This is a genomic window from Agrobacterium sp. DKPNP3 (genome assembly GCF_052686535.1).
Window position 1 is genome coordinate 100,823 of sequence record NZ_JBQYSN010000001.1, and the last position, 19,393, is coordinate 120,215.

Annotated in this window: 19 protein-coding genes; 13 read left to right on the forward strand and 6 right to left on the reverse strand. The window is 58.9% G+C overall.

What is annotated here, in order from left to right:
• The first annotated feature begins 18 nt into the window (after positions 1 to 18).
• From rsmI to ACUTJJ_RS00595, 10 genes are all read left to right on the forward strand, one after another.
• Complete coding sequence (rsmI, locus tag ACUTJJ_RS00550; RefSeq protein WP_445540988.1) at positions 19 to 909, forward strand: 16S rRNA (cytidine(1402)-2'-O)-methyltransferase; 891 nt, start codon at positions 19 to 21, stop codon at positions 907 to 909.
• Positions 899 to 1,267 (forward strand): YraN family protein, encoded by a 369-nt coding sequence (locus ACUTJJ_RS00555; protein ID WP_445540962.1) that lies wholly within the window; start codon positions 899 to 901, stop codon positions 1,265 to 1,267. Before rsmI ends, ACUTJJ_RS00555 begins: the two co-directional genes overlap by 11 nt.
• Before the next feature lie 11 nt (positions 1,268 to 1,278).
• On the forward strand, positions 1,279 to 1,839 hold the full coding sequence (locus tag ACUTJJ_RS00560; protein ID WP_445540963.1) for a sugar O-acetyltransferase: 561 nt from the start codon (positions 1,279 to 1,281) through the stop codon (positions 1,837 to 1,839).
• A 107-nt stretch (positions 1,840 to 1,946) separates the two neighbouring features.
• Complete coding sequence (locus ACUTJJ_RS00565; RefSeq protein ID WP_445540964.1) at positions 1,947 to 3,245, forward strand: extracellular solute-binding protein; 1,299 nt, start codon at positions 1,947 to 1,949, stop codon at positions 3,243 to 3,245.
• Between the two features lie 83 nt (positions 3,246 to 3,328).
• Positions 3,329 to 4,297: an ABC transporter permease subunit gene (locus ACUTJJ_RS00570; protein ID WP_296065913.1), complete on the forward strand. Its 969-nt coding sequence runs from the start codon at positions 3,329 to 3,331 to the stop codon at positions 4,295 to 4,297.
• Between the two features lie 11 nt (positions 4,298 to 4,308).
• A complete protein-coding gene (gene ugpE / locus ACUTJJ_RS00575; RefSeq protein WP_063949803.1) occupies positions 4,309 to 5,151 on the forward strand; it encodes a sn-glycerol-3-phosphate ABC transporter permease UgpE in 843 nt (280 codons plus the stop codon).
• A 10-nt stretch (positions 5,152 to 5,161) separates the two neighbouring features.
• Positions 5,162 to 6,262, forward strand: a complete 1,101-nt coding sequence (locus ACUTJJ_RS00580) for a sn-glycerol-3-phosphate import ATP-binding protein UgpC (RefSeq protein WP_445540965.1) — start codon at positions 5,162 to 5,164, stop codon at positions 6,260 to 6,262.
• 108 nt (positions 6,263 to 6,370) lie between these two features.
• Positions 6,371 to 6,883, forward strand: coding sequence for a cupin domain-containing protein (locus ACUTJJ_RS00585; protein WP_063949508.1), 513 nt, complete (start codon positions 6,371 to 6,373; stop codon positions 6,881 to 6,883).
• Between the two features lie 242 nt (positions 6,884 to 7,125).
• Positions 7,126 to 8,085, forward strand: a complete 960-nt coding sequence (gene gshB, locus ACUTJJ_RS00590) for a glutathione synthase (RefSeq protein ID WP_445540966.1) — start codon at positions 7,126 to 7,128, stop codon at positions 8,083 to 8,085.
• A 180-nt stretch (positions 8,086 to 8,265) separates the two neighbouring features.
• Positions 8,266 to 9,798, forward strand: a complete 1,533-nt coding sequence (locus ACUTJJ_RS00595) for a YifB family Mg chelatase-like AAA ATPase (protein ID WP_445540967.1) — start codon at positions 8,266 to 8,268, stop codon at positions 9,796 to 9,798.
• 306 nt (positions 9,799 to 10,104) lie between these two features.
• Here ACUTJJ_RS00595 and cysK read toward each other — a convergent pair whose 3' ends face one another.
• From cysK to dut, 3 genes are all read right to left on the reverse strand, one after another.
• Entirely contained in the window at positions 10,105 to 11,073 is a 969-nt protein-coding gene (cysK, locus tag ACUTJJ_RS00600; RefSeq protein WP_063949511.1) for a cysteine synthase A, read from the reverse strand.
• A 155-nt stretch (positions 11,074 to 11,228) separates the two neighbouring features.
• Entirely contained in the window at positions 11,229 to 11,846 is a 618-nt protein-coding gene (locus ACUTJJ_RS00605; RefSeq protein ID WP_144576100.1) for a LysE family translocator, read from the reverse strand.
• 178 nt (positions 11,847 to 12,024) lie between these two features.
• Complete coding sequence (dut, locus tag ACUTJJ_RS00610) at positions 12,025 to 12,495, reverse strand: dUTP diphosphatase (RefSeq protein ID WP_209085862.1); 471 nt, start codon at positions 12,493 to 12,495, stop codon at positions 12,025 to 12,027.
• Between the two features lie 90 nt (positions 12,496 to 12,585).
• Here dut and ACUTJJ_RS00615 point away from each other — a divergent pair, with 90 nt between their 5' ends.
• The 3 genes from ACUTJJ_RS00615 to ACUTJJ_RS00625 all read left to right on the forward strand — a co-directional run bounded on the left by ACUTJJ_RS00615 (position 12,586) and on the right by ACUTJJ_RS00625 (position 15,815).
• Positions 12,586 to 14,169, forward strand: coding sequence for a peptide chain release factor 3 (locus ACUTJJ_RS00615; protein ID WP_063949514.1), 1,584 nt, complete (start codon positions 12,586 to 12,588; stop codon positions 14,167 to 14,169).
• Between the two features lie 69 nt (positions 14,170 to 14,238).
• Positions 14,239 to 15,444 carry a bifunctional phosphopantothenoylcysteine decarboxylase/phosphopantothenate--cysteine ligase CoaBC gene (gene coaBC / locus ACUTJJ_RS00620; protein ID WP_296065887.1) on the forward strand — a complete coding sequence of 402 codons (1,206 nt, stop codon included), beginning with the start codon at positions 14,239 to 14,241 and terminating at the stop codon, positions 15,442 to 15,444.
• Positions 15,441 to 15,815 carry an MmcQ/YjbR family DNA-binding protein gene (locus ACUTJJ_RS00625; protein ID WP_445540968.1) on the forward strand — a complete coding sequence of 125 codons (375 nt, stop codon included), beginning with the start codon at positions 15,441 to 15,443 and terminating at the stop codon, positions 15,813 to 15,815. Before coaBC ends, ACUTJJ_RS00625 begins: the two co-directional genes overlap by 4 nt.
• A 5-nt stretch (positions 15,816 to 15,820) precedes the next feature.
• Here ACUTJJ_RS00625 and ACUTJJ_RS00630 read toward each other — a convergent pair whose 3' ends face one another.
• The 3 genes from ACUTJJ_RS00630 to ubiE form a co-directional block, all read right to left on the reverse strand.
• Complete coding sequence (locus tag ACUTJJ_RS00630) at positions 15,821 to 16,735, reverse strand: sterol desaturase family protein (protein ID WP_445540969.1); 915 nt, start codon at positions 16,733 to 16,735, stop codon at positions 15,821 to 15,823.
• A 163-nt stretch (positions 16,736 to 16,898) separates the two neighbouring features.
• Complete coding sequence (gene ubiB / locus ACUTJJ_RS00635) at positions 16,899 to 18,473, reverse strand: 2-polyprenylphenol 6-hydroxylase (protein WP_445540970.1); 1,575 nt, start codon at positions 18,471 to 18,473, stop codon at positions 16,899 to 16,901.
• 36 nt (positions 18,474 to 18,509) lie between these two features.
• Positions 18,510 to 19,286 carry a bifunctional demethylmenaquinone methyltransferase/2-methoxy-6-polyprenyl-1,4-benzoquinol methylase UbiE gene (gene ubiE / locus ACUTJJ_RS00640; protein ID WP_445540971.1) on the reverse strand — a complete coding sequence of 259 codons (777 nt, stop codon included), beginning with the start codon at positions 19,284 to 19,286 and terminating at the stop codon, positions 18,510 to 18,512.
• Positions 19,287 to 19,393 lie beyond the last annotated feature (107 nt).

Here is a 19,393-nt window from a genome sequence, read left to right on the forward strand (position 1 = left end):
AATCGCGACGCCAGACAGATGGCGAAGGAATTCAGGATTGGTACCGCTACCGTTCCGGCGCGGCCGCTGGAGCCGGCGCTTTATCTCGTGGCGACCCCTATCGGCAATCTCGGCGATATCACCATCCGCGCGCTGGAGACGCTCGCCTCGGCCGACGTTCTCGCCTGCGAGGATACACGCGTCACCCGCATTCTACTTGAACGTTACGGCATTCTCACCCGGCCGCTTGCCTATCACGAGCACAATGCCAATGAAGCCGGGCCAAAGCTCATTGCCGCGCTGGAAGCGGGAAAATCCGTGGCGCTGGTGTCGGATGCCGGAACGCCGCTTGTCTCCGATCCCGGCTATCGGCTGGGCCAACTCGCGCTTGAGGCCGGCCATCGCGTGGTGCCGATTCCCGGTGCCTCCGCCCCGCTTGCGGCCCTTGTCGGGTCTGGGATGCCGAGCGACTCCTTTCTGTTTGCGGGCTTCCTGCCAGTGAAGGACCGCGGCAAACGCGACCGCTTTGCCGAACTGGCAAAAATACCGGCCACCCTCATATTCTTTGAATCGCCCCATCGCATCGGCGCCTCCATCAAGGTCGCGTCCGAAGTGCTGGGCCGCGATCGTCGCGGTGTGGTCTGCCGAGAGCTGACAAAGACATTCGAGGAGTTCCGTCGCGGCACCCTTGGCGAACTCTCGGATTATTATAATGACGACCGGGTGGTGAAGGGCGAGATCGTGCTTCTGGTGGAGCCGCCATCCTATGACGAGATTCCCGATATTGAGGATGTCGAGAAGCTTCTGAAAGATCTTGTCGCCACCATGTCCGCCGCAAAGGCTGCCGGCGAAGCCGCGAAGCTGACAGGCCTGCCGCGCAAGGAGCTTTATCAAAGGTTGCTTGATATGAAGGAAACGGATGGACGCTGAAGGGCCAAGCAGCAGAAGGCGCAAAGCCGAGCGCCGCGGCCATGTCGCCGAATATTGGGCGGCGTTTTATCTGCTGTTGAAGGGATATCGCATTCTAGCCATTCGCTATCGAACCCGGCTTGGCGAAATCGATCTCATCGCTCGCAAGAAAGATATTATTGCCGTCATCGAGGTAAAGGCGCGGCCTTCGGGCATGGGCGCGGTTGATGCGGTTGGTGTCCAGTCGCAACAGCGCATCCGGGCGGCGGCAGACCTCTGGCTTGCCCGCCGAAAGGACGCCGAACGGCTATCCCTGCGCTTCGACATCATTGCCATCATGCCGAGGCGTCTGCCGCAGCATTTCATCGACGCGTTCTGAGGAGGGAAACAATGTCCACCGAGCTGGAAAAAATGGCTACGGGCGATTGGTACAGCTGCATGGACGCTGAACTCGACAGGCTGCGCTGGAATGCGCGGCGGGCCGTTCATGAGCACAATACCATGCCGCCGGATGAGCGCGGCGCCATCGGACCGCTTCTGCGCGCCCTTTTTTCTTCCGTGGGTGAAGGCGTGTTCATCGAAGCGCCATTTCATTGCGCCTACGGTTTCAATATCTCGTTCGGCCGAAATGTTTATCTCAATGCCGGCTGCACCATCCTTGATTCCGCCCGCGTCACGATCGGTGACGGGTCAATGCTGGGCCCCGGGGCTCAGATTTATTGCGCGGAGCACCATCTGGATCCGGGACCGCGCGCGCAAGGCATTGAAATTGCAAAGCCGGTCACGATCGGGCGCAAGGTCTGGATTGGTGGCGGAGCGATCATTCTGGCTGGCATCAACGTTGGCGATGGCGCGATCGTCGGCGCCGGTTCGGTGGTGACGCGGGATGTCGCGCCGGGTGCGACCGTTGTTGGAAATCCGGCACACCCTATAGAACGCATAGCCGGCTGAGATACTCGCCAGCCGCTGTTATAAATCTGACATGGAACTGTCAAAGAGGCGTCATTGAACCCCTCTATTCGCATCCTCACCCCAATAAATGGTGGAGAGGATTTGACATGTTCAAGAAGTTTTCCATGGCCGCTGTGGCCGTCAGCATTTCGGCGACCTCTTCCATGGCGGCGACCAACATCACCTGGTGGCACGGCATGGGCGGCCGGAACGGCGAAGTCATCAACGAAGTTTCGCAGAAGTTCAACGAAGCCCAGAAGGAATGCGCGCTGACGCCGGTTTCCAAGGGCTCCTACGAAGAAGCGCTGGCTAGCGGCATCGCGGCTTTCCGTTCGGGCGAACAGCCGAACATTCTTCAGGTTTTTGATGCCGGTGCCGCCACCATCATCAACGCCAAAGGCGCCGTCATCCCGGCTGAAGACCTGATCACCAAGGCCGGCTACAAGTTCGACCGTGACGCCTTTATCAACGGCGTACGTTATTTCTATGCTGCCGCTGACGGTAAGTTTGTCGGGATGCCGTTCAATTCCTCCGCGCCGATCATGTACATCAACGACGAAGCCCTGAAGAAGGCCGGCGTCGAAGCGCCGAAAACGTGGGAAGACTTCGAGAAGATCGCACCGAAGCTCAAGGAGGCCGGCTACATCCCGCTGGTTCAGTCGCAGCTGACCTGGCAGTTCACGGAAAACTTCTTCTCCCGCAACAACATCCAGTTCGCCACCAACAACAACGGTTACGACAGCGTCATCGACACCAAGCTCAAGGTGACCGACCCGAACCTCGTCATGATGTTCGAGAAGCTGAAGGACTGGAAGGACAAGGGTCTGTTTGCCTATTACGGCGCCGGCTGGAACGATAACCAGAAGCCATTCGAAGAAGGCAAGGTTGCTCTCTGGATCGGTTCTTCCGGTTCCTTCGGCGGCCTCCAGAAGACGGCGACGATGCCATTCTCGGCAACCTTCCTTCCGTATTGGGGCTCGATCAAGGGCGCCGGCACCAACTCCTTCATCGGTGGTGCTGCTCTCTTTGCAATGTCGGGCAAGTCGGAAGCCGAAAACAAGTGCGTGGCCGACTTCTTCCAGTTCCTGACCTCGCCTGAAATCCAGGTCTTCTACCACAAGGCAACCGGTTACGTCGCCATCACCAAGGCCGCCTACGAAAAGGCCAAGGCAGAAGGTTATTACAAGGAAAAGCCGGTCGCCGAAGTCGGCATCCAGCAGCTGTCCCTGCCGGGCGGCGAGTGGTCCAAGGGTTATCGCCTTGGCTTCTATCCGCAGATCCGCGCCGTCATGGAGCGCGAATATAACCGCATCTTCTCCGGCGAAGTGACCCCGAAGGCTGCCTTCGAGATCATCGAGAAGGAAGGCAACGACCTTCTGGCCCGCTTTGCCAAGACGGCTGGTTGATCAACCGCGTTCGAAATCAAAGATCGTTGCCGAGCCTCCTTTCCGCGGAAGGGAGGCTCGCTTCTGGAAAAGGAAGCGCAAGCGTGGCCTACACATCTTCTCAACCCGGCACCGTTTTGGCTGGCCGTTCGAACAAGACGGGAAAACCGGCGAAGGCTGCTGAAGCTGGCATGAAGCGTGTTCAGTTTTCTGCGTCCTACGTGCCTTATCTGTTCCTGGCGCCACAACTCGCCGTTATCTTTGTTTTTTTCTACTGGCCATCCGTTCAGGCCATACAGTCGTCTTTTTACATCGAGGATCCGTTCGGCTTCGGCGCCTCCTTTGTCGGCTTCGCCAATTACACGGATGCGATCTTCAGCCCCGAATATGTCAGCATCGCCAAATTCACGGTGGTCTTCACCATCTTGGTAACTTTCTTTTCGCTGGCGCTCGGCCTGCTGCTCGCCGTCAAGGCTGATGCGGTCATTCGCGGCAGTTCGACATACAAGACGCTGCTGATTTCGGTTTATGCCATCGCGCCGCCCGTTGCCGGCCTCATCGGCATGATGTTTTTCGACCAGCACATCGGCCCCTTCGTAAAGATGGCCGCGTTTTTAGGCTGGGACATGAAGGTCGGGCTCAATTATTCAGACACGGCTTTCGCCATGATCGTTGTCGCGGTCTGGAAGCAGATCCCCTACAACTTCATCTTTTTCCTTTCCGGCCTTCAGAGTGTGCCCGTCTCCGTGCGGGAAGCTGCGGCGATCGACTGCCGCTCGGGCTTCCGCCGGTTCTGGACCGTCATCATGCCGCTTCTGGCGCCGACCGCCTTCTTCCTGCTGATCATCAACATCACCTATTCGCTTTTCGACACCTTCGGCGTCATCGACGTGATGGTGAAGGACAAGGCGGCGAATAATCCCATCACCCTGGTCTACAAGGTGTTTCTCGACGGCTTCCGCGGCAATGATATCGGCGGATCGTCGGCCCAGTCCGTCATCCTGATGCTGGTCGTCTTCGTCCTCACCATCATCCAGTTCCGCTTCATTGAGAAGCGCATCCATTACAATTGAGGGATATGACGATGTACAAGACAAAACCCCTCGATCATCTGGTTCTGATCATGGGCGCTGTGTTCCTGATCCTGCCGGTCATTGTTGCCTTCATGACGTCCACGCATACGGCCGCGGAAATTCATCGCGGCGGCCTGGCTATCCTTCCCGGCGACAATTTCCTCGAGACCTACGAAAAGGTGCTGACACAGAAGGGCGGATTCACCGGTCAGGTCACGGGCCTCAACATGGTGCTGAACTCGCTGATCCTCGGCATTGGTTTCGCCGTCGGCAAGATCGTCCTGTCGATGACGGCGGCCTATGCAATCGTCTATTTCCGCTTCCGGTTTGCAACGCTCGCCTTCTGGATCATCTTCACCACGCTGCTGCTGCCGCTCGAAGTGCGCATCATGCCGTCCTACGAAGTAATGAGCAAACTCGGCCTTTTGAACTCGTACACCGGTCTCATCGTGCCGCTTCTCGCATCTGCCACGGGTACCTTCTATTTCCGGCAGTTCTTCAAGTCGGTCCCGGAGGAACTTCTGGAGGCTGCCCGCATCGACGGGGCGGGGCCGGTGAAGTTCTTTATCGATGTGCTCGTTCCGCTCTCGCGCACGATGATGTCGGCGATCTTCATCATCATGTTCGTTTATGGCTGGAACCAGTATCTCTGGCCGATGCTGATGACGACGGATGAAAGTTTCTTCACCCTGATGCGCGGCATCAAGTCGATCCTGCAGGTCTGGGTCGGTTCGCAAATTCCCGATTACAACGAAGCTTTCGCGCTCGCCGTGCTGGCCATGCTGCCTCCGGTGCTGATCGTCGTCATTTTCCAGCGCTGGTTCATCAAGGGCCTGACCGAAAGCGATAAATAAGGAGACCAAAATGGCCGCTATAGACATCAGTCAGGTCTGCAAGGATTATCATGGCGGCGTGCGTGCCGTGCACGACGTCGACATCGACATCAGGGATGGCGAGTTCATCGTTCTCGTCGGCCCCTCCGGCTGCGGCAAGTCCACGCTGCTGCGCATGGTTGCCGGCCTTGAGGATATCTCCGAAGGCACGGTCAGGATCGGCGAGCGGGTGGTGAACCAGGTTGATCCCGCCGATCGCGATATTGCCATGGTGTTCCAGAACTACGCGCTTTACCCGCATATGTCGGTGCGTGAAAATCTCGAATACGGCCTGAAGAACCGCAAGACGCCAAAGGCGGAAATCGATTCACGTGTGGCCGAAGCCGCGCGCATGCTGCAGCTCGAACCCTATCTCGATCGAAAGCCGCGCGCCCTGTCCGGTGGCCAGCGGCAGCGTGTGGCCATGGGTCGCGCCATTGTGCGCAAACCGGCGGCCTTCCTGTTTGACGAGCCCCTGTCCAACCTTGATGCCAAGTTACGCGTTTCCATGCGCGGCGAAATCAAGCGTCTGCAAAAGCGTCTTGGCACCACGTCCATCTATGTCACACACGACCAGCTAGAGGCCATGACGCTGGCGGATCGGCTTGTGGTGCTGAATGGCGGGCGGATCGAGCAGATCGGCGCGCCGCTGGAGGTTTATCACACCCCGGCCTCCACCTTCGTTGCCAGCTTCATCGGCTCGCCGGCCATGAATCTGCTGAATGCGGAGTTGCACGGCGACAGTCTGGCTGTCGGACCGTCGCTCTTTGCACTTAATGGGTTTGCCCCCGCCTCCGGGCCGGTGACGGTGGGCATGCGGGCGGAAGATTTTCGCCTCGCGGCAGCGGGTGAGCAGGGCTTCTCACTACGGGTCGATTACATTGAGGAGCTGGGCTCGCAGCGCCTTATCCATGGCATGATCGGCGACCAGAACCTGACCGTGGCTTTCCCGCCTGAAATCGACATTCCCGCCGTGTTTTTGGTGACGATCAGCCCTGAAAAGCTTCACTTCTTTTCCAGCGAAACGGGCAAGCGCATCGGCGGAAACGCCAAGCAGATTGCCAACCAGCCAGCCCAACTGGCGACCGTGTAATATCCGCGGTGAAATCGGCGCAATTCGTAAAATTGCGCCGATTGTCTGAGATGCTTTTTTACAATCCCGGTGCTAGAAGACTCCAATATTTCATGGGGGCTTTCTAACATGTCTTTGAAAATGATGTTCGCTGCCGCGGCAACCATGGCGGTCCGAACCATTCCGATATTGCCGGTCTATCTGCGGCGTAACCAAGATGAGGGCGTTGTCAGCGCCTCGTGCACCGATCTGCGGCTTCAGCCCGCCCCCATCAACCCGGAATGGATCGTCTCCGGCAACCCGCAGGCCCGCGCGGCCGATCACTCCCGCAGTGGAGACCGTGCGTCCAGCACTGCCATGTGGGATTGCACGGCCGGCGAATTCCGCTGGTTTTTCGGCTGGGACGAAACGGTGTATATTCTGGAAGGCGAAGTGCATGTGACCGCAGAAGACGGTTCGGTCAGCATCCTCAGGGCAGGCGATGTCGCCTATTTTCCGGCCGGAACATGGGCCACCTGGCGCGTGGACGACTATGTCCGCAAGGTTGCCTTCATGCGGCGTCCCTTCCCCAAGGCACTTGCTCTAGCTTACCGCGTCAAGAACAAGCTGTTTGCCGGCCGTTCCTACAAGCTCGCGGCGTGAACCCATAGAACCTGACCCGAGGCGGCACCTCGATAGCGCCGCCCTGGATTTGTGAAGGTTCAATAAAACTCACACCAACGACGCCTTGCAGCAGTTGCCTTTGAATGGGCGCTGCCCTACATCTCCTGAGGTTTTCTGAAGCATTTCCGGTTCTCCTCCGGTCCTGCCGGGGAGCCTGAAAAGACGGGACAATGGGCATGGCGGGGCCGATGACGCTCTCATGCTGCAAGAGGAAGATGCGCATGGCGAAGATCAAGAACGTCGCGATCCAGATGGATCATGTTTCCGGTATCAACATTGCCGGTGACTCCACCTTCGCCATCAGCCTTGAGGCGCAGGCGCGCGGCTACCGGCTGTTCCATTATACGCCTGAGCGCCTCTCCATGCGCGACGGCAAAATTTACGCCACCGTCGAGCAGATGGAGCTGCGCGACATCAAGGGCGACCATTTTTCCCTGTCTGAACCGCAGCGTGTCGATCTTTCGACCATGGATGTCATCCATCTGCGTCAGGATCCGCCCTTTGACATGGCCTATATCACCTCGACTCATCTGCTTGAGCGCATTCATCCAAAGACCTTGGTCGTCAACGACCCCGTCTGGGTCCGCAACTCTCCCGAGAAGATCTTCGTCACCGAATTCGCGGATCTGATGCCGAAGACGCTGATCACCAAGGATGTGGAGGAGATTGCCCGGTTCCGCAACGAGATGGGCGACATCATCCTGAAGCCGCTCTACGGCAATGGTGGCGCGGGAGTGTTCCATTCCGCGCGTGACGACCGCAATTTCTCCTCACTGCTGGAAATGTTCGGTCAGATGTTCCGCGAACCCTATATCGCTCAGCAATATCTGCCTGATGTCCGCAAGGGCGACAAGCGCATCCTGCTGGTCGATGGCGAGCCGGTTGGCGCCATCAACCGTGTGCCTGCGGAAAACGACGCCCGCTCCAACATGCATGCCGGCGGCCGGCCGGAGCCGACGGAATTGACCGCGCGCGAAAAGGAGATCTGCAGCCGCATCGGGCCGGCGCTGCGCGAACGTGGCTTCCTGTTCGTCGGTATCGACGTCATTGGCGACTACATGACGGAAATCAATGTCACCTCTCCAACGGGCATCAGGGAAGTGCGAAAATTCGGCGGTGCCGATGTTGCCAGCCTCTTGTGGGACGCGATCGAGAAAAAACGCGACGCTCAGGATTTCTGACGCGAGGGTAACGATCCAGCTTTGTTCCACGAGTACAACTAGATACAACTAAAATACATCGACAGCGAGAAATGGTTCGCTGGATGTTCTTGTTTTATTCTTTGGCCTGTGGCACGTTGCTTACCAGTAGCTGCAGAGAGGGCTCACCCCTCTCAAACAGCCGGTTTGCGGGGGCGGGCCATGGTCGCAAGGGTCAATACGGTTGCATTTCAAGGAATAGAGGGCGTGCCCGTTGAGGTGCAGGTCATGGTCGCGCCCGGGCGGGTCGGCATCCAGATCGTCGGCCTGCCGGATAAGGCGGTCGCCGAAAGCCGCGAGCGGGTGCAAGCTGCGCTTCACGCCTCTGGTCTTGCCCTGCCGGCCAAAAAAGTCACTGTCAATCTCGCGCCTGCGGATCTGCCAAAGGAGGGATCACATTTCGACCTTCCCATCGCGCTCGGTCTAATGGCTGCCCTGGGCGCTATTCCGGCGGAAGCGCTCGCAGACTATGTGGTCCTCGGCGAACTTAATCTTGACGGCACCATTGGGGTGGTTTCAGGTGCCTTGCCAGCTGCGATCGGCGCGAATGCGCTCGGCAAGGGACTGATCTGCCCTGCCGAAAGTGGGCCGGAAGCAGCCTGGGCGGGCGCCGGTATCGATATTCTTGCGCCTCGAAGCCTTATAGCGCTTGCCAATCATTTTCGCGGGACGCAGCGCCTTTCGCGTCCCACGCCAGCCATCCGTCCCAATCCGGTCAATCTGCCTGATCTCGCCGATATCAAGGGACAGGAAAGCGCCCGGCGCGCGCTTGAGGTTGCGGCCGCCGGCGGCCATAATCTGCTGATGGTCGGTCCACCCGGCTCGGGCAAATCCATGCTTGCGGCTCGTCTGCCGTCCATTCTGCCGCCGCTGGAGGCGGCGGAATTGCTGGAAGTGTCCATGGTTCACTCGATAGCCGGCCAACTGTCCGGTGGTAGGCTCTCCGACCGAAGGCCGTTTCGCACCCCACACCATTCCGCGACCATGGCGGCGCTGATCGGCGGCGGTCTTCGCGCTAAGCCGGGCGAGGCCTCGCTCGCCCATCACGGCGTGCTTTTTCTGGACGAGTTTCCCGAGTTTGCGCCGCAGGTGCTGGATGCGTTGCGCCAGCCGCTCGAAACGGGCGAGTGCATCATTGCGCGCGCCAATCACCGCGTCAGCTATCCCGCAGAAATCCAGCTCGTCGCCGCGATGAACCCGTGCCGGTGCGGCATGGCGGGCGAGCCGGGCTTTACCTGTGCCCGGGGTCCGCGTTGCGTCGCTGATTATCAGGCCCGCATCTCAGGCCCGCTGCTCGATCGCATCGATATTCGCATCGACGTCCCTGCCGTTTCCGCTGCGGATCTCATCCGTCCGGTGGCGTCGGAATCGAGCTCGACAGTTGCCGCGCGCGTCGCGAGGGCGCGCTATGCGCAGCAGGAGCGATATGCGACCGCTGGCTTTCCGGCCGTTCGCACCAACGCCCGGTGCACGACAACGCTCATCGAAAAATATGCGGAGCCCGATGCGTCTGGCCTGCAATTGCTGCGCGATGCCGCTGAACGCCTCAAGTTTTCCGCACGTGGGTATCACCGTATTCTAAAGGTCGCGCGGACGCTCGCTGATCTAGATGACAAGCCGACGGTTGGCCGCATCCACGTCGCGGAAGCCGTTTCATACCGCATCGCTGGAGAAAGGTTGACGGTGGCGGCTTAAACATCTCCGCCAAAAGGGCGGGGGCTCAGCGTCAAGCATTTCCGGCAAGGTTGTGCAGCGGCTTTACGTCCGGATAACATGACAAAGCAAGGAGACAGGGACGTCAGCCGCTTCCGCTTTAACGGGCGTGGTCCATATACCGGTATCGCGGACGGACAGGCGCCTAAAAGGCCACGGCCCGAACCGAACTCGTCCCGGCCTCAGAACGGTGTTGGAACCGCAAAACAGATGTGCCGCCAGGGCGTAGGCGGCACATTGGATTTATCGGATCACTGGGAGCCATCAAAGCCCAATCGAAAGCGAAGTTTAAAGCCCCAGGCCCTCGAAAAGTGCGGTAGAAAGGTAGCGTTCCGCAAAAGAAGGAACGATGACGACGATATTCTTGCCGGCATTTTCTTCCCGCGTGCCGACCTTGATGGCCGCCGCCAGTGCCGCACCCGATGAAATGCCGACGGGAACGCCTTCAATCCGCGCGACAAGACGTGCAATTTCGAAAGCATCGTCATTGGTCACGGTGACGATCTCGTCGTAAATGCCGGTGTCGAGAATGGCGGGCGCAAAACCGGCCCCGATGCCCTGAATCTTGTGCGGGCCGGGATTGCCGCCCGAGAGAACCGGGCTGTCAGCAGGCTCGACTGCTATAACCTTGAGCTCGGGCTTGCGGGCTTTCAGCACCTGGCCGGTGCCGGTAATGGTGCCGCCAGTACCGATGCCGGAAACGAAAATATCAACCGCGCCGTCAGTGTCGTTCCATATCTCTTCTGCTGTCGTCTTGCGGTGAATCTCGGGATTGGCAGGGTTTTCGAATTGCTGAGGAATGATGGCGTCGGGCAGCGTTTCCGCCAGTTCCTGCGCCTTGGCGATTGCGCCCTTCATGCCCTTCGGGCCTTCGGTCAGAACCAGTTCGGCGCCCAGCAGCGCCAGCATCTTCCGGCGCTCAACCGACATGGTCTCCGGCATGGTCAGGATCAGCTTGTACCCCTTCGCCGCTGCGGCGAAGGCTAGCGCAATCCCTGTATTGCCTGAGGTCGGCTCGACCAGCGTTGTTTTGCCGGGTGCGATCTTGCCCTGTGCTTCCAGGGTTTCGATCATCGCCACGCCAATGCGGTCCTTGACGGAAGCAATCGGATTGAAAAATTCGAGCTTGGCCAGAAGGTTGGCCTTCACGCCCTTCTCCTTGGCCAGCTTATCGAGCCGCACGATCGGCGTATCGCCGATCGTTTCCGTAATCGAGGAATAGACGCGTCCGCGTCCGGGCTTTCTGGCTTCGGTCATGATGCTCTCCTGTATGAAGGCCACGCGGCGGTGACCGCAAGGTTCGAGCGGCAGAATAGGAGCAATCGCTCTTTCAGGCTAGCGAACGTTCGTCCTTATATAGACGGCTTGCCGGAAAAATTTCGTGATAAATAGTGCAATTGCACGAAATTATTTTACGTGCTGCGGATTGCGATCATGGTCGCGGTTCCCGCCAGAATGCCCGCCGCCGTGCGGTTGAGGATCGTCAGGGCGCTCGGCTTTTTCAGAAGGTTACGCGCCTTGGCCGCAAGCAGGATGTACGGCAGGAGGACAGCCATCAAGACAACGAAGGTGATGGCGAGGAGCGAAGCATATTCGGAAGGCCCGATCATGCGGATATCGATCAGCGTCGGCACCAGCGCCACGTAAAACAGCATGGTTTTCGGGTTGCCGAGGGTGATCAGCAGGCCGGACAGAAAGGACATCGGCATGCTCGTGCTTTTCTTGGCCTTCAGGTCCTGTGGCAGGAGGCCCGCCGTCCAGAGTTTCCAGGCGATGTAGAGGAGGTAGGCCGCGCCCGCGAATTTCAGGATCATGAAAGCTTCCTGAAAGGTTTGCGCGACAAAAGCTAGGCCCAGGATCACAGCGGTCAGGTAGATCATGTCGCCGAGTATGAGCCCAAGGCCCATGAAGAAAGTCTCGCGGAAACCGGAGCCCAGCGCCCGGGCCACGATCGCCGTCATGCCGGGGCCGGGGATGGCAGCCGCAATGAAAAGGGCGGTGGCATAAGCAAGAATGGTCGTCAACGTCATGATCGTTCCTCGAAACTCCGCCAGATCAATAGCGAAAATTCGACGCCAAGACAATCGGATCGCATGTGCCTACGGAGTGGAGCATTTCCAGCCAAAGCGGCTTCGCTTCGGCGTCGGACAATGCGGTAAAACAGAAGGATAGAGCATTTGCGGTGGTCCCGTGATTACCGCAAATATTCTAGACCCCTGTCGAGCCGAAACCACCTGAACCCCGCGCCGTTTCAGAGGTTTCCGTCACCTCAAGAACGGTAACCTGCGTCACCGGCGCGATCACCATCTGCGCAATGCGCATGCCCCGTTCTATGACGAAAGCGTCCTGACCGAGATTGGCGAGGATGACCTTTACTTCGCCGCGATAATCGCTGTCCACCGTGCCGGGGGAATTGAGGCAGGTGATGCCGTTCTTGATGGCGAGGCCGGAGCGGGGGCGGATCTGTGCCTCGTACCCCTGCGGAACCTCGAAGATAAATCCAGTCGGCACCAGCGTCCGCTCGCCTGGCTGCAGGGTCAGCGTTTCGCCGGATGGCACGGCCGCGCGCAGATCCATGCCCGCGGCGCCGCGGGTTTCATAGGATGGCAATTCGAGATCTGCGCCATGGGCGAGGCGCACAAGGCGCAGAGGGGGGAGATTGTCGTTTTGAACGGTCATGCGGCATTAGTTTGCGCAGATCGCGGCAAGGTCAATTGCAAATGCGGCCCTGAAACGCTAGATACCCCGCAATTCCACAGGATTTGTCAGATGGCCGAAACACTTGCCGAGGCGGTCTCCCGCCGCCGCACCTTTGCTATTATCGCGCACCCGGACGCGGGTAAGACGACGCTTACCGAAAAGCTGCTGCTGTTCGGCGGAGCGATCCAGCTCGCGGGTGAAGTGAAGGCGAAGAAGGATCGCATCCAGACCCGTTCGGACTGGATGAAGATCGAGCGCGAGCGCGGCATTTCTGTCGTCACCTCGGTCATGACCTTCGAATATAACGATCGCGTCTTCAACATTCTCGATACGCCCGGCCACGAAGACTTCGCTGACGACACCTATCGCACGCTGACGGCCGTGGATGCGGCGATCATGGTCATCGACGCGGCCAAGGGTATCGAGCCGCGCACGCTGAAGCTGTTCGAAGTCTGCCGCATGCGCGACATTCCGATCATCACCTTCATCAACAAGATGGACCGCGAAAGCCGCGACCCCTTCGAGATTCTGGATGAGGTGGAAGAGAAGCTTGCGCTCGATACGGCGCCCATCACCTGGCCGGTGGGGCGTGCCAAAACCTTCTGCGGCGCCTATAATCTTGCGGACAGCACGTTCCGCGGTGTCGACACGCAGGTTGAGGCCATGAAGGTCAACGGGCCGCAGGCCGTGGCGGATCGACTTCCGGAAAATGAGCGCGATGCCTTCATCGAAGAAACGGAACTGGCGATGGAAGCCTGCCGTCCCTTTGACCGTCAAGCCTTTCTTGAAGGCCACATGACGCCGGTCTTCTTCGGTTCGGCGTTGCGCAATTTTGGTGTGCGTGATCTCATCAACGCGCTCGGGGAATTCGCGCCGCCGCCGCGCGATCAGGTGGCGGATACCCGCACCGTGCATGCGGCCGAAGAAAAAATGACGGCTTTTGTTTTCAAGATCCAGGCCAATATGGACCCGAACCATCGTGACCGCATCGCCTTCGCCCGCATCTGCTCCGGCAAGCTGGAGCGCGGCATGAAGGCTCGACTTGCTCGCACAGGCAAACAGATGGGCCTCACCGCGCCGCAATTCTTCTTTGCGTCGCAGCGCCAGCTGGCTGACACCGCTTTTGCGGGTGATGTGGTCGGCATTCCCAATCATGGCACGCTCCGCATCGGCGATACGCTGACCGAGGGTGAAAACCTCGTATTCCAAGGTGTTCCAAACTTCTCGCCGGAAATCCTGCGCCGCGTGCGTCTCGAAGATGCGATGAAGGCGAAGAAACTGAAGGAAGCCCTGCAGCAGATGGCGGAAGAGGGCGTCGTACAGCTCTTTTCGCCGGAAGACGGTTCGCCGGCCATCGTCGGCGTCGTCGGTGCGCTGCAGCTTGATGTGTTGAAGGAACGGCTGATGGGCGAATATGGCCTGCCGGTTTCCTTTGAAATGTCGCGCTTCTCGGTCTGCCGCTGGATTTCGTCCGATCAGCCGGCAGAAATGGACAAGTTCCTCAACGTCAAGCGTGGCGATATCGCCCGCGATCTGGATGGCGATCCGGTATTTCTGGCGCAGGATGCCTTTTCGCTGCGTTATGAATCCGAGCGTTTTCCCGCGATCAAGATGGTCGCGATCAAGGAATATCACGTCGCCAAGGCGGCGTGATACCAGCCGGATTGCACTTTGTATGCCAAGGGCTTAGTTTCCCCGTAAACGGGAAACTGGTCCGGCATCATGACGCTTTCAGGCAAACATATTCTTCTCATTATCTCCGGCGGCATCGCGGCCTATAAGAGCCTTGATCTCATCCGCCGCCTGAAAGAGCGCGGCGCCAGGGTCACGCCGGTCATGACGAAGGGCGCGCAGGAATTCGTCACGCCGCTCGCCGTTGGTGCATTGTCTGCGACCCATGTTTTCACAGAGCTTTTTTCACGGCAGGACGAGCAGGATGTCGGCCATATCAGGCTGGCGCGCGATTGCGATCTCGTGCTGGTGGCGCCCGCCACCGCCGATGTGATGGCGAAGATGGCACATGGTTTGGCTGACGATCTGGCCTCGGCGGTTCTTCTCGCGACCGACCGCAAGGTGCTGGTTGCGCCAGCGATGAACCCCAAAATGTGGTCGGCAAAACCGACAACGCGCAATGTCGATACGCTGAAGAAAGACGGCGTGTTTTTCATCGGGCCGATGGCCGGCGAGATGGCGGAGAAGGGTGAGGCCGGTCTTGGCCGGATGGCGGAGCCTTTGCAGATTGTCGAAGCAGTCGCCGCATTGCTGGATGGAGGGCCAAAGCCCCTGAAGGGTAAAACGGCAATCGTAACCTCCGGCCCGACCCATGAGCCGATCGATCCGGTGCGCTATATCGCCAACCGTTCATCGGGCAAGCAGGGCCATGCGATTGCAGCGGCTCTTGCAGAGCTCGGAGCGGAAGTGACGCTTGTTTCCGGTCCAGTCACCATTGCTGATCCCGCTGGCGTGACGGTAATCCGTGTCGAGCGCGCGGAGGAAATGCGGGACGCGGTGATCTCAAGGCTGCCGGCGGATATTGCCGTCATGGTGGCCGCCGTCGCCGACTGGCGGGTGGCGGGCTCATCAGAACAAAAGATCAAGAAACAGCCGGGTGATGCGCCGCCAGCGCTCCAGCTGACGGAAAACCCCGATATTCTGAGAACCGTTGGCCATCACGTAAACCGCCCGAAGCTTGTGGTGGGCTTCGCTGCCGAAACGCAGGACGTTGAAAAAAATGGCCGCGCCAAGCTGGAACGCAAGGGCGCGGATTACATCGTCGCCAATGACGTCTCGGCGCAAACCGGCATCATGGGTGGAGACCGCAACAGCGTGAAGATTATTTCAGCCGAGGGTGTCGAGGCGTGGCCGGACCTCGACAAAGCGGAAGTCGCAAAACGTCTTGCGGCCCTGATCGCCGAGAAATTGGCATGAGCCTGTTCAATCGCAAGACATTTGACAGGCTGCTCGGCGAATGGCCGGGCGTGCGTTTCGTCGACCAATGGGATTCCCATGTCGCAAAAGTCGGCGACAAGGTTTTTGCCGTGCTGGGCGAGCGCGAGGATTGGCGGCTGGTCGTCAAATGCTCCGAGGAAAGTTTCGAGATCCTGACCTCGCTCGAGGGCATAGCGCAGGCACCCTATTTCGCCAAACGCAAATGGGTGTCGATCGGCGATCATTCGCCGCTCGAGGAGGAAGAGTTGCAGCACTATGTGCGCCGCTCCTATGAACTCGTCGCTGCAGGTTTGACGAAGAAGGTGCGAACCGAACTCGGTATCGTGATCGATACCCCGCCCTCCCGCTAACGGGATCAATTTATCTTTGTATCTTTACCGATGATCTGGCGCACACCATCCTTTGTAAACGGCTGCACAAGCTGCGGCACAAAACCCTTCGCGATCTCACCCTTGATGCCGATATCGGTGGATGAGGGCCGGTCGGGGTTATGGTAGGAGCCGAAGATGATGTCGAAGATGACGAGGTTTTCGCCGTAATTGGTATTCCCTTCCGGAAGTTGTTTCGAATGGTGCCAGCGGTGCAGGCGCGGCGTGCTGAAGACGTAATCGAGCAGCCCTGTTTTCATATCGACGTTGCAATGGGTCAAAATACCGATGAAGGCGGTCACGGCACCCAGCCACCAGAAAACCTGAAGCGGTGCGCCCATGAAATAGAGCGGTATCTGGCTGAGCGCGATCTTGAACAGGGAATCGGCCACATGGAACCGTCCCGTATTGACGACCCAGAGACGCACGACGCTGTGGTGCAGGGCATGGAACCGCCAGAAAAAAACAGTTTCATGCGCGATGCGATGGGCCCAGTAGAGGCCGAATTCGGCAACCGTCACCGCAAGCGCGACCTGCACCACCATTGGCAGATGCGATGGCCACAGGTCAAAGCGCATGGCCGCGAGCGGCTGCAGCACGTTTGCCGCCAGCATCGGGAAAATGGCAGATGCGGCTGCGGCAAGTTGCACGATCCCCTTGGTCAGAAGCGTATGGCCGATGCTGGTCATCGTCTCGCCATCCCCTTCGAGCCATTCGACCTCGTAGGGAATATAACGCTCGAGAAGAAAGAGAGCGATGACCGCACATGCATAAACACTGAGAAACGCTGCGATCGGATGGCTGCTCGTGAAGGCGAAGTAAGACCCTACGAGGCCGCCACCAAAAACGAGTGGCCAGGACGAATAGGACAGGGTCTGTTTCAGTATCTGCGCTTTTGCCATCACAATAAAATCCCGTACGGCATCATCCGTCTCTCACACCCGCGCAATCTCGCGGCTTCAAAGCAGCCCTTTACCCCGCACAACCTGCCCGACCGAATGACAGGCCAGGTCTTTATCACCTCGAGACGTTACACAAACATGGCACGGGAAGGTGCCGAGATGTTCAGCTTACTTTGATGGCAATATAAAGAAGCGTCAGCGCAATAACCCACAGCGCTATCCGCCCCCACCTGGTATGGCGCGCTTCCGCCCCGCCGATGGCTTCTGCGGTTTGGGCATCGAAACGCAAGCCGTTCTCGCTCATATACATCAGTTCGGAATGCAGCTTTTCCGTTTTGGCGGCTATCTCCGGCGCTGCCTCGGCGAGCTTGAGGGCAGCCTTCACGCCATCCTTCAGATCCGTGACGATGCGTTTCGGGCCGAGATTGTCCCTGATCCAGCCACTGACAACAGGATCAGCCGCCTTCCACATGTTGAAGCGTGGGTTGAGCATGCGCGAGACGCCTTCCACCACCACCATGGTCTTTTGCAGCATCACGAGTTCCGGGCGCGTTTCCATGTCGAAAAGCTCGGTGACTTCAAAGAGAAGGGTCAGGAGCTTACCCATGGATATCGTCTCGGCCGGTTGGCCGTGAATAGGCTCGCCGATGGCGCGGATCGCCTGTGCGAAACTCGCTATGTCGTGATGGCCCGGCACGTAACCGGCCTCGAAATGCACTTCCGCCACCCGCATGTAATCGCGCGTGATGAAGCCGTAGAGGATTTCGGCGAGAAAACGCCGTTCCTTTTTGCCAAGCCGTCCGGCAATGCCCATATCGACGGCGACTATCATGCCCTGCGGATCGACGAAAAGATTGCCGGGATGCATGTCGGCATGGAAAAAACCGTCGCGCAGGGTGTGCCGCAGGAAGGACTGGATCAGTGTGTCGGCAAGCTTGTTCAGGTCGTGACCGGCGGCCTTCAGGCCCTCGATATCCGACATCTTGACGCCGTCGATCCACTCCATGGTGACGACGTCACGACCGGTGCGTTCCCAGTCGACTTCGGGAACACGAAAACCGGGGTCTTGCCTGGTGTTTTCCGCAAGCTCGGAAAGGGCGGCGGCCTCAAGCCGCAGATCCATCTCGATCTTGGTCGTCTGCTCCAGCGTGCGCGTCACTTCGACCGGTCGCAGCCGACGGGCCGAACGGACAAAGCGCTGTTGCAGGTCGGCGATCAGATACATCGCCTCGAGATCGTTCTGGAAGCGTTGCCGCACGCCGGGACGGATCACCTTCACGGCAACTTTGCGCGGTCCCTTCGGTGTATCCACAATTGCCGGATGAACCTGGGCAATGGAGGCGGCGGCGATAGGATCGCCGAATTCTCTGTAGAGATCGGACACCGAACGGCCGAGCGAACCTTCAATATTGGCTTTCGCCGCCGAAGGCGGGAAAAAGGCCATGCGGTCCTGAAGGCTTGCCAGATCGTCGGCAAATTCTGCCCCGACCACATCCGGCCGGGTGGCGAGAAACTGGCCCATTTTCACATAGGAAGGCCCCAGCCGCTCGACCGCCACAGCCAATCTGTCGCTGCGTTGCGCCTGTTTTGCCTTGCTGCGGGCAAAGGGCTTCAGCAACGCCTTCAATACCTGCGCGGGCGCAGGCAGATCGTCGGACGGCAGGGCGAGCACGACGCCTTCGCGCACGAGAACCCAGCCAACCCTTGCGAGGCGAAAATATGCGCCCAAAGTGCTCATGCTTATGCTTGTCTCCTGCCTTTGCCGGCCATGGTCTTAGAGCTTCCAGCCGGAATGCAGGGCGGCGATGCCGCCGGTGTAATTGGTATAGGTGACGCGGGAGAAGCCGGCGGTGCGGATCATCGTCGCGAAATCCTCCTGATTGGGAAATTTGCGGATCGATTCGACCAGATACTGATACGGTTCAGCGTCGCCGGTGATCATCTTGCCGAATTGCGGAATGGCGTTGAACGACCAGGCGTCGTAAACGCGGTCAAGCAACGGCATCTCGACTTCGGAAAATTCCAGCACCAGCAGCCGCCCGCCGCGCTTCAGCACACGATGCGCTTCCTTCAGCGCCACGTCGATGCGCGGCACATTGCGAATGCCAAAGGCAATCGTATAGGCGTCGAAGCTGTTCGCCTCAAAGGGTAGCTCCTCGGCATTGGCCTCCACGAATGTCAGATTGTCCGAAAGCTTCTTTTTAGCCGCGCGCTCTTCGCCAACGGCAAGCATCGAGCCGTTGATATCGAGAACGGTGGCATGCGCCAGACGGTTGGAAGCTTCGATGATCCGGAAGGCGATATCACCTGTACCACCAGCCACGTCCAGAACCTTGTAGGAGGGATCCTTGCGCGGCGAAAGCGAGGAGACCATAGCGTCCTTCCACAGCCGGTGCAGGCCGGCCGACATCACGTCGTTCATGATATCGTAGCGCTTGGCCACCTTGTGGAAGACCTCGTTGACCATCCCCTGCTTCTTGCCTTCGTCCACCTTGTGGAAGCCATAGGACGTTTCCATGCCGCCTTGGGCAGTGGTACGGGCGTCGGTCATCGTCTGTCTCCATATTTATTGCGTGGCGGACCATAGCGGAAACGCCATGGCGACGCTATCTGTTGCCGCATCGCCTGGGCGCGACATTTCGCGTGCACTTTATAGAC

Bases quoted from the DNA above. Each gene is read 5' to 3' on its own strand.
- ACUTJJ_RS00580 (WP_445540965.1), top strand. From the start codon at position 5,162: ATGGCCGCTATAGACATCAGTCAGGTCTGCAAGGATTATCATGGCGGC.
- gshB (WP_445540966.1), top strand. From the start codon at position 7,126: ATGGCGAAGATCAAGAACGTCGCGATCCAGATGGATCATGTTTCCGGT.
- ACUTJJ_RS00630 (WP_445540969.1), bottom strand. From the start codon at position 16,735: ATGGCAAAAGCGCAGATACTGAAACAGACCCTGTCCTATTCGTCCTGG.
- ACUTJJ_RS00560 (WP_445540963.1), top strand. From the start codon at position 1,279: ATGTCCACCGAGCTGGAAAAAATGGCTACGGGCGATTGGTACAGCTGC.
- ACUTJJ_RS00605 (WP_144576100.1), bottom strand. From the start codon at position 11,846: ATGACGTTGACGACCATTCTTGCTTATGCCACCGCCCTTTTCATTGCG.
- ACUTJJ_RS00585 (WP_063949508.1), top strand. From the start codon at position 6,371: ATGTCTTTGAAAATGATGTTCGCTGCCGCGGCAACCATGGCGGTCCGA.
- dut (WP_209085862.1), bottom strand. From the start codon at position 12,495: ATGACCGTTCAAAACGACAATCTCCCCCCTCTGCGCCTTGTGCGCCTC.
- cysK (WP_063949511.1), bottom strand. From the start codon at position 11,073: ATGACCGAAGCCAGAAAGCCCGGACGCGGACGCGTCTATTCCTCGATT.
- coaBC (WP_296065887.1), top strand. From the start codon at position 14,239: ATGACGCTTTCAGGCAAACATATTCTTCTCATTATCTCCGGCGGCATC.
- ubiB (WP_445540970.1), bottom strand. From the start codon at position 18,473: ATGAGCACTTTGGGCGCATATTTTCGCCTCGCAAGGGTTGGCTGGGTT.
- rsmI (WP_445540988.1), top strand. From the start codon at position 19: ATGGCGAAGGAATTCAGGATTGGTACCGCTACCGTTCCGGCGCGGCCG.
- ubiE (WP_445540971.1), bottom strand. From the start codon at position 19,286: ATGACCGACGCCCGTACCACTGCCCAAGGCGGCATGGAAACGTCCTAT.
- ACUTJJ_RS00595 (WP_445540967.1), top strand. From the start codon at position 8,266: ATGGTCGCAAGGGTCAATACGGTTGCATTTCAAGGAATAGAGGGCGTG.
- ACUTJJ_RS00615 (WP_063949514.1), top strand. From the start codon at position 12,586: ATGGCCGAAACACTTGCCGAGGCGGTCTCCCGCCGCCGCACCTTTGCT.
- ugpE (WP_063949803.1), top strand. From the start codon at position 4,309: ATGTACAAGACAAAACCCCTCGATCATCTGGTTCTGATCATGGGCGCT.
- ACUTJJ_RS00555 (WP_445540962.1), top strand. From the start codon at position 899: ATGGACGCTGAAGGGCCAAGCAGCAGAAGGCGCAAAGCCGAGCGCCGC.
- ACUTJJ_RS00565 (WP_445540964.1), top strand. From the start codon at position 1,947: ATGTTCAAGAAGTTTTCCATGGCCGCTGTGGCCGTCAGCATTTCGGCG.
- ACUTJJ_RS00625 (WP_445540968.1), top strand. From the start codon at position 15,441: ATGAGCCTGTTCAATCGCAAGACATTTGACAGGCTGCTCGGCGAATGG.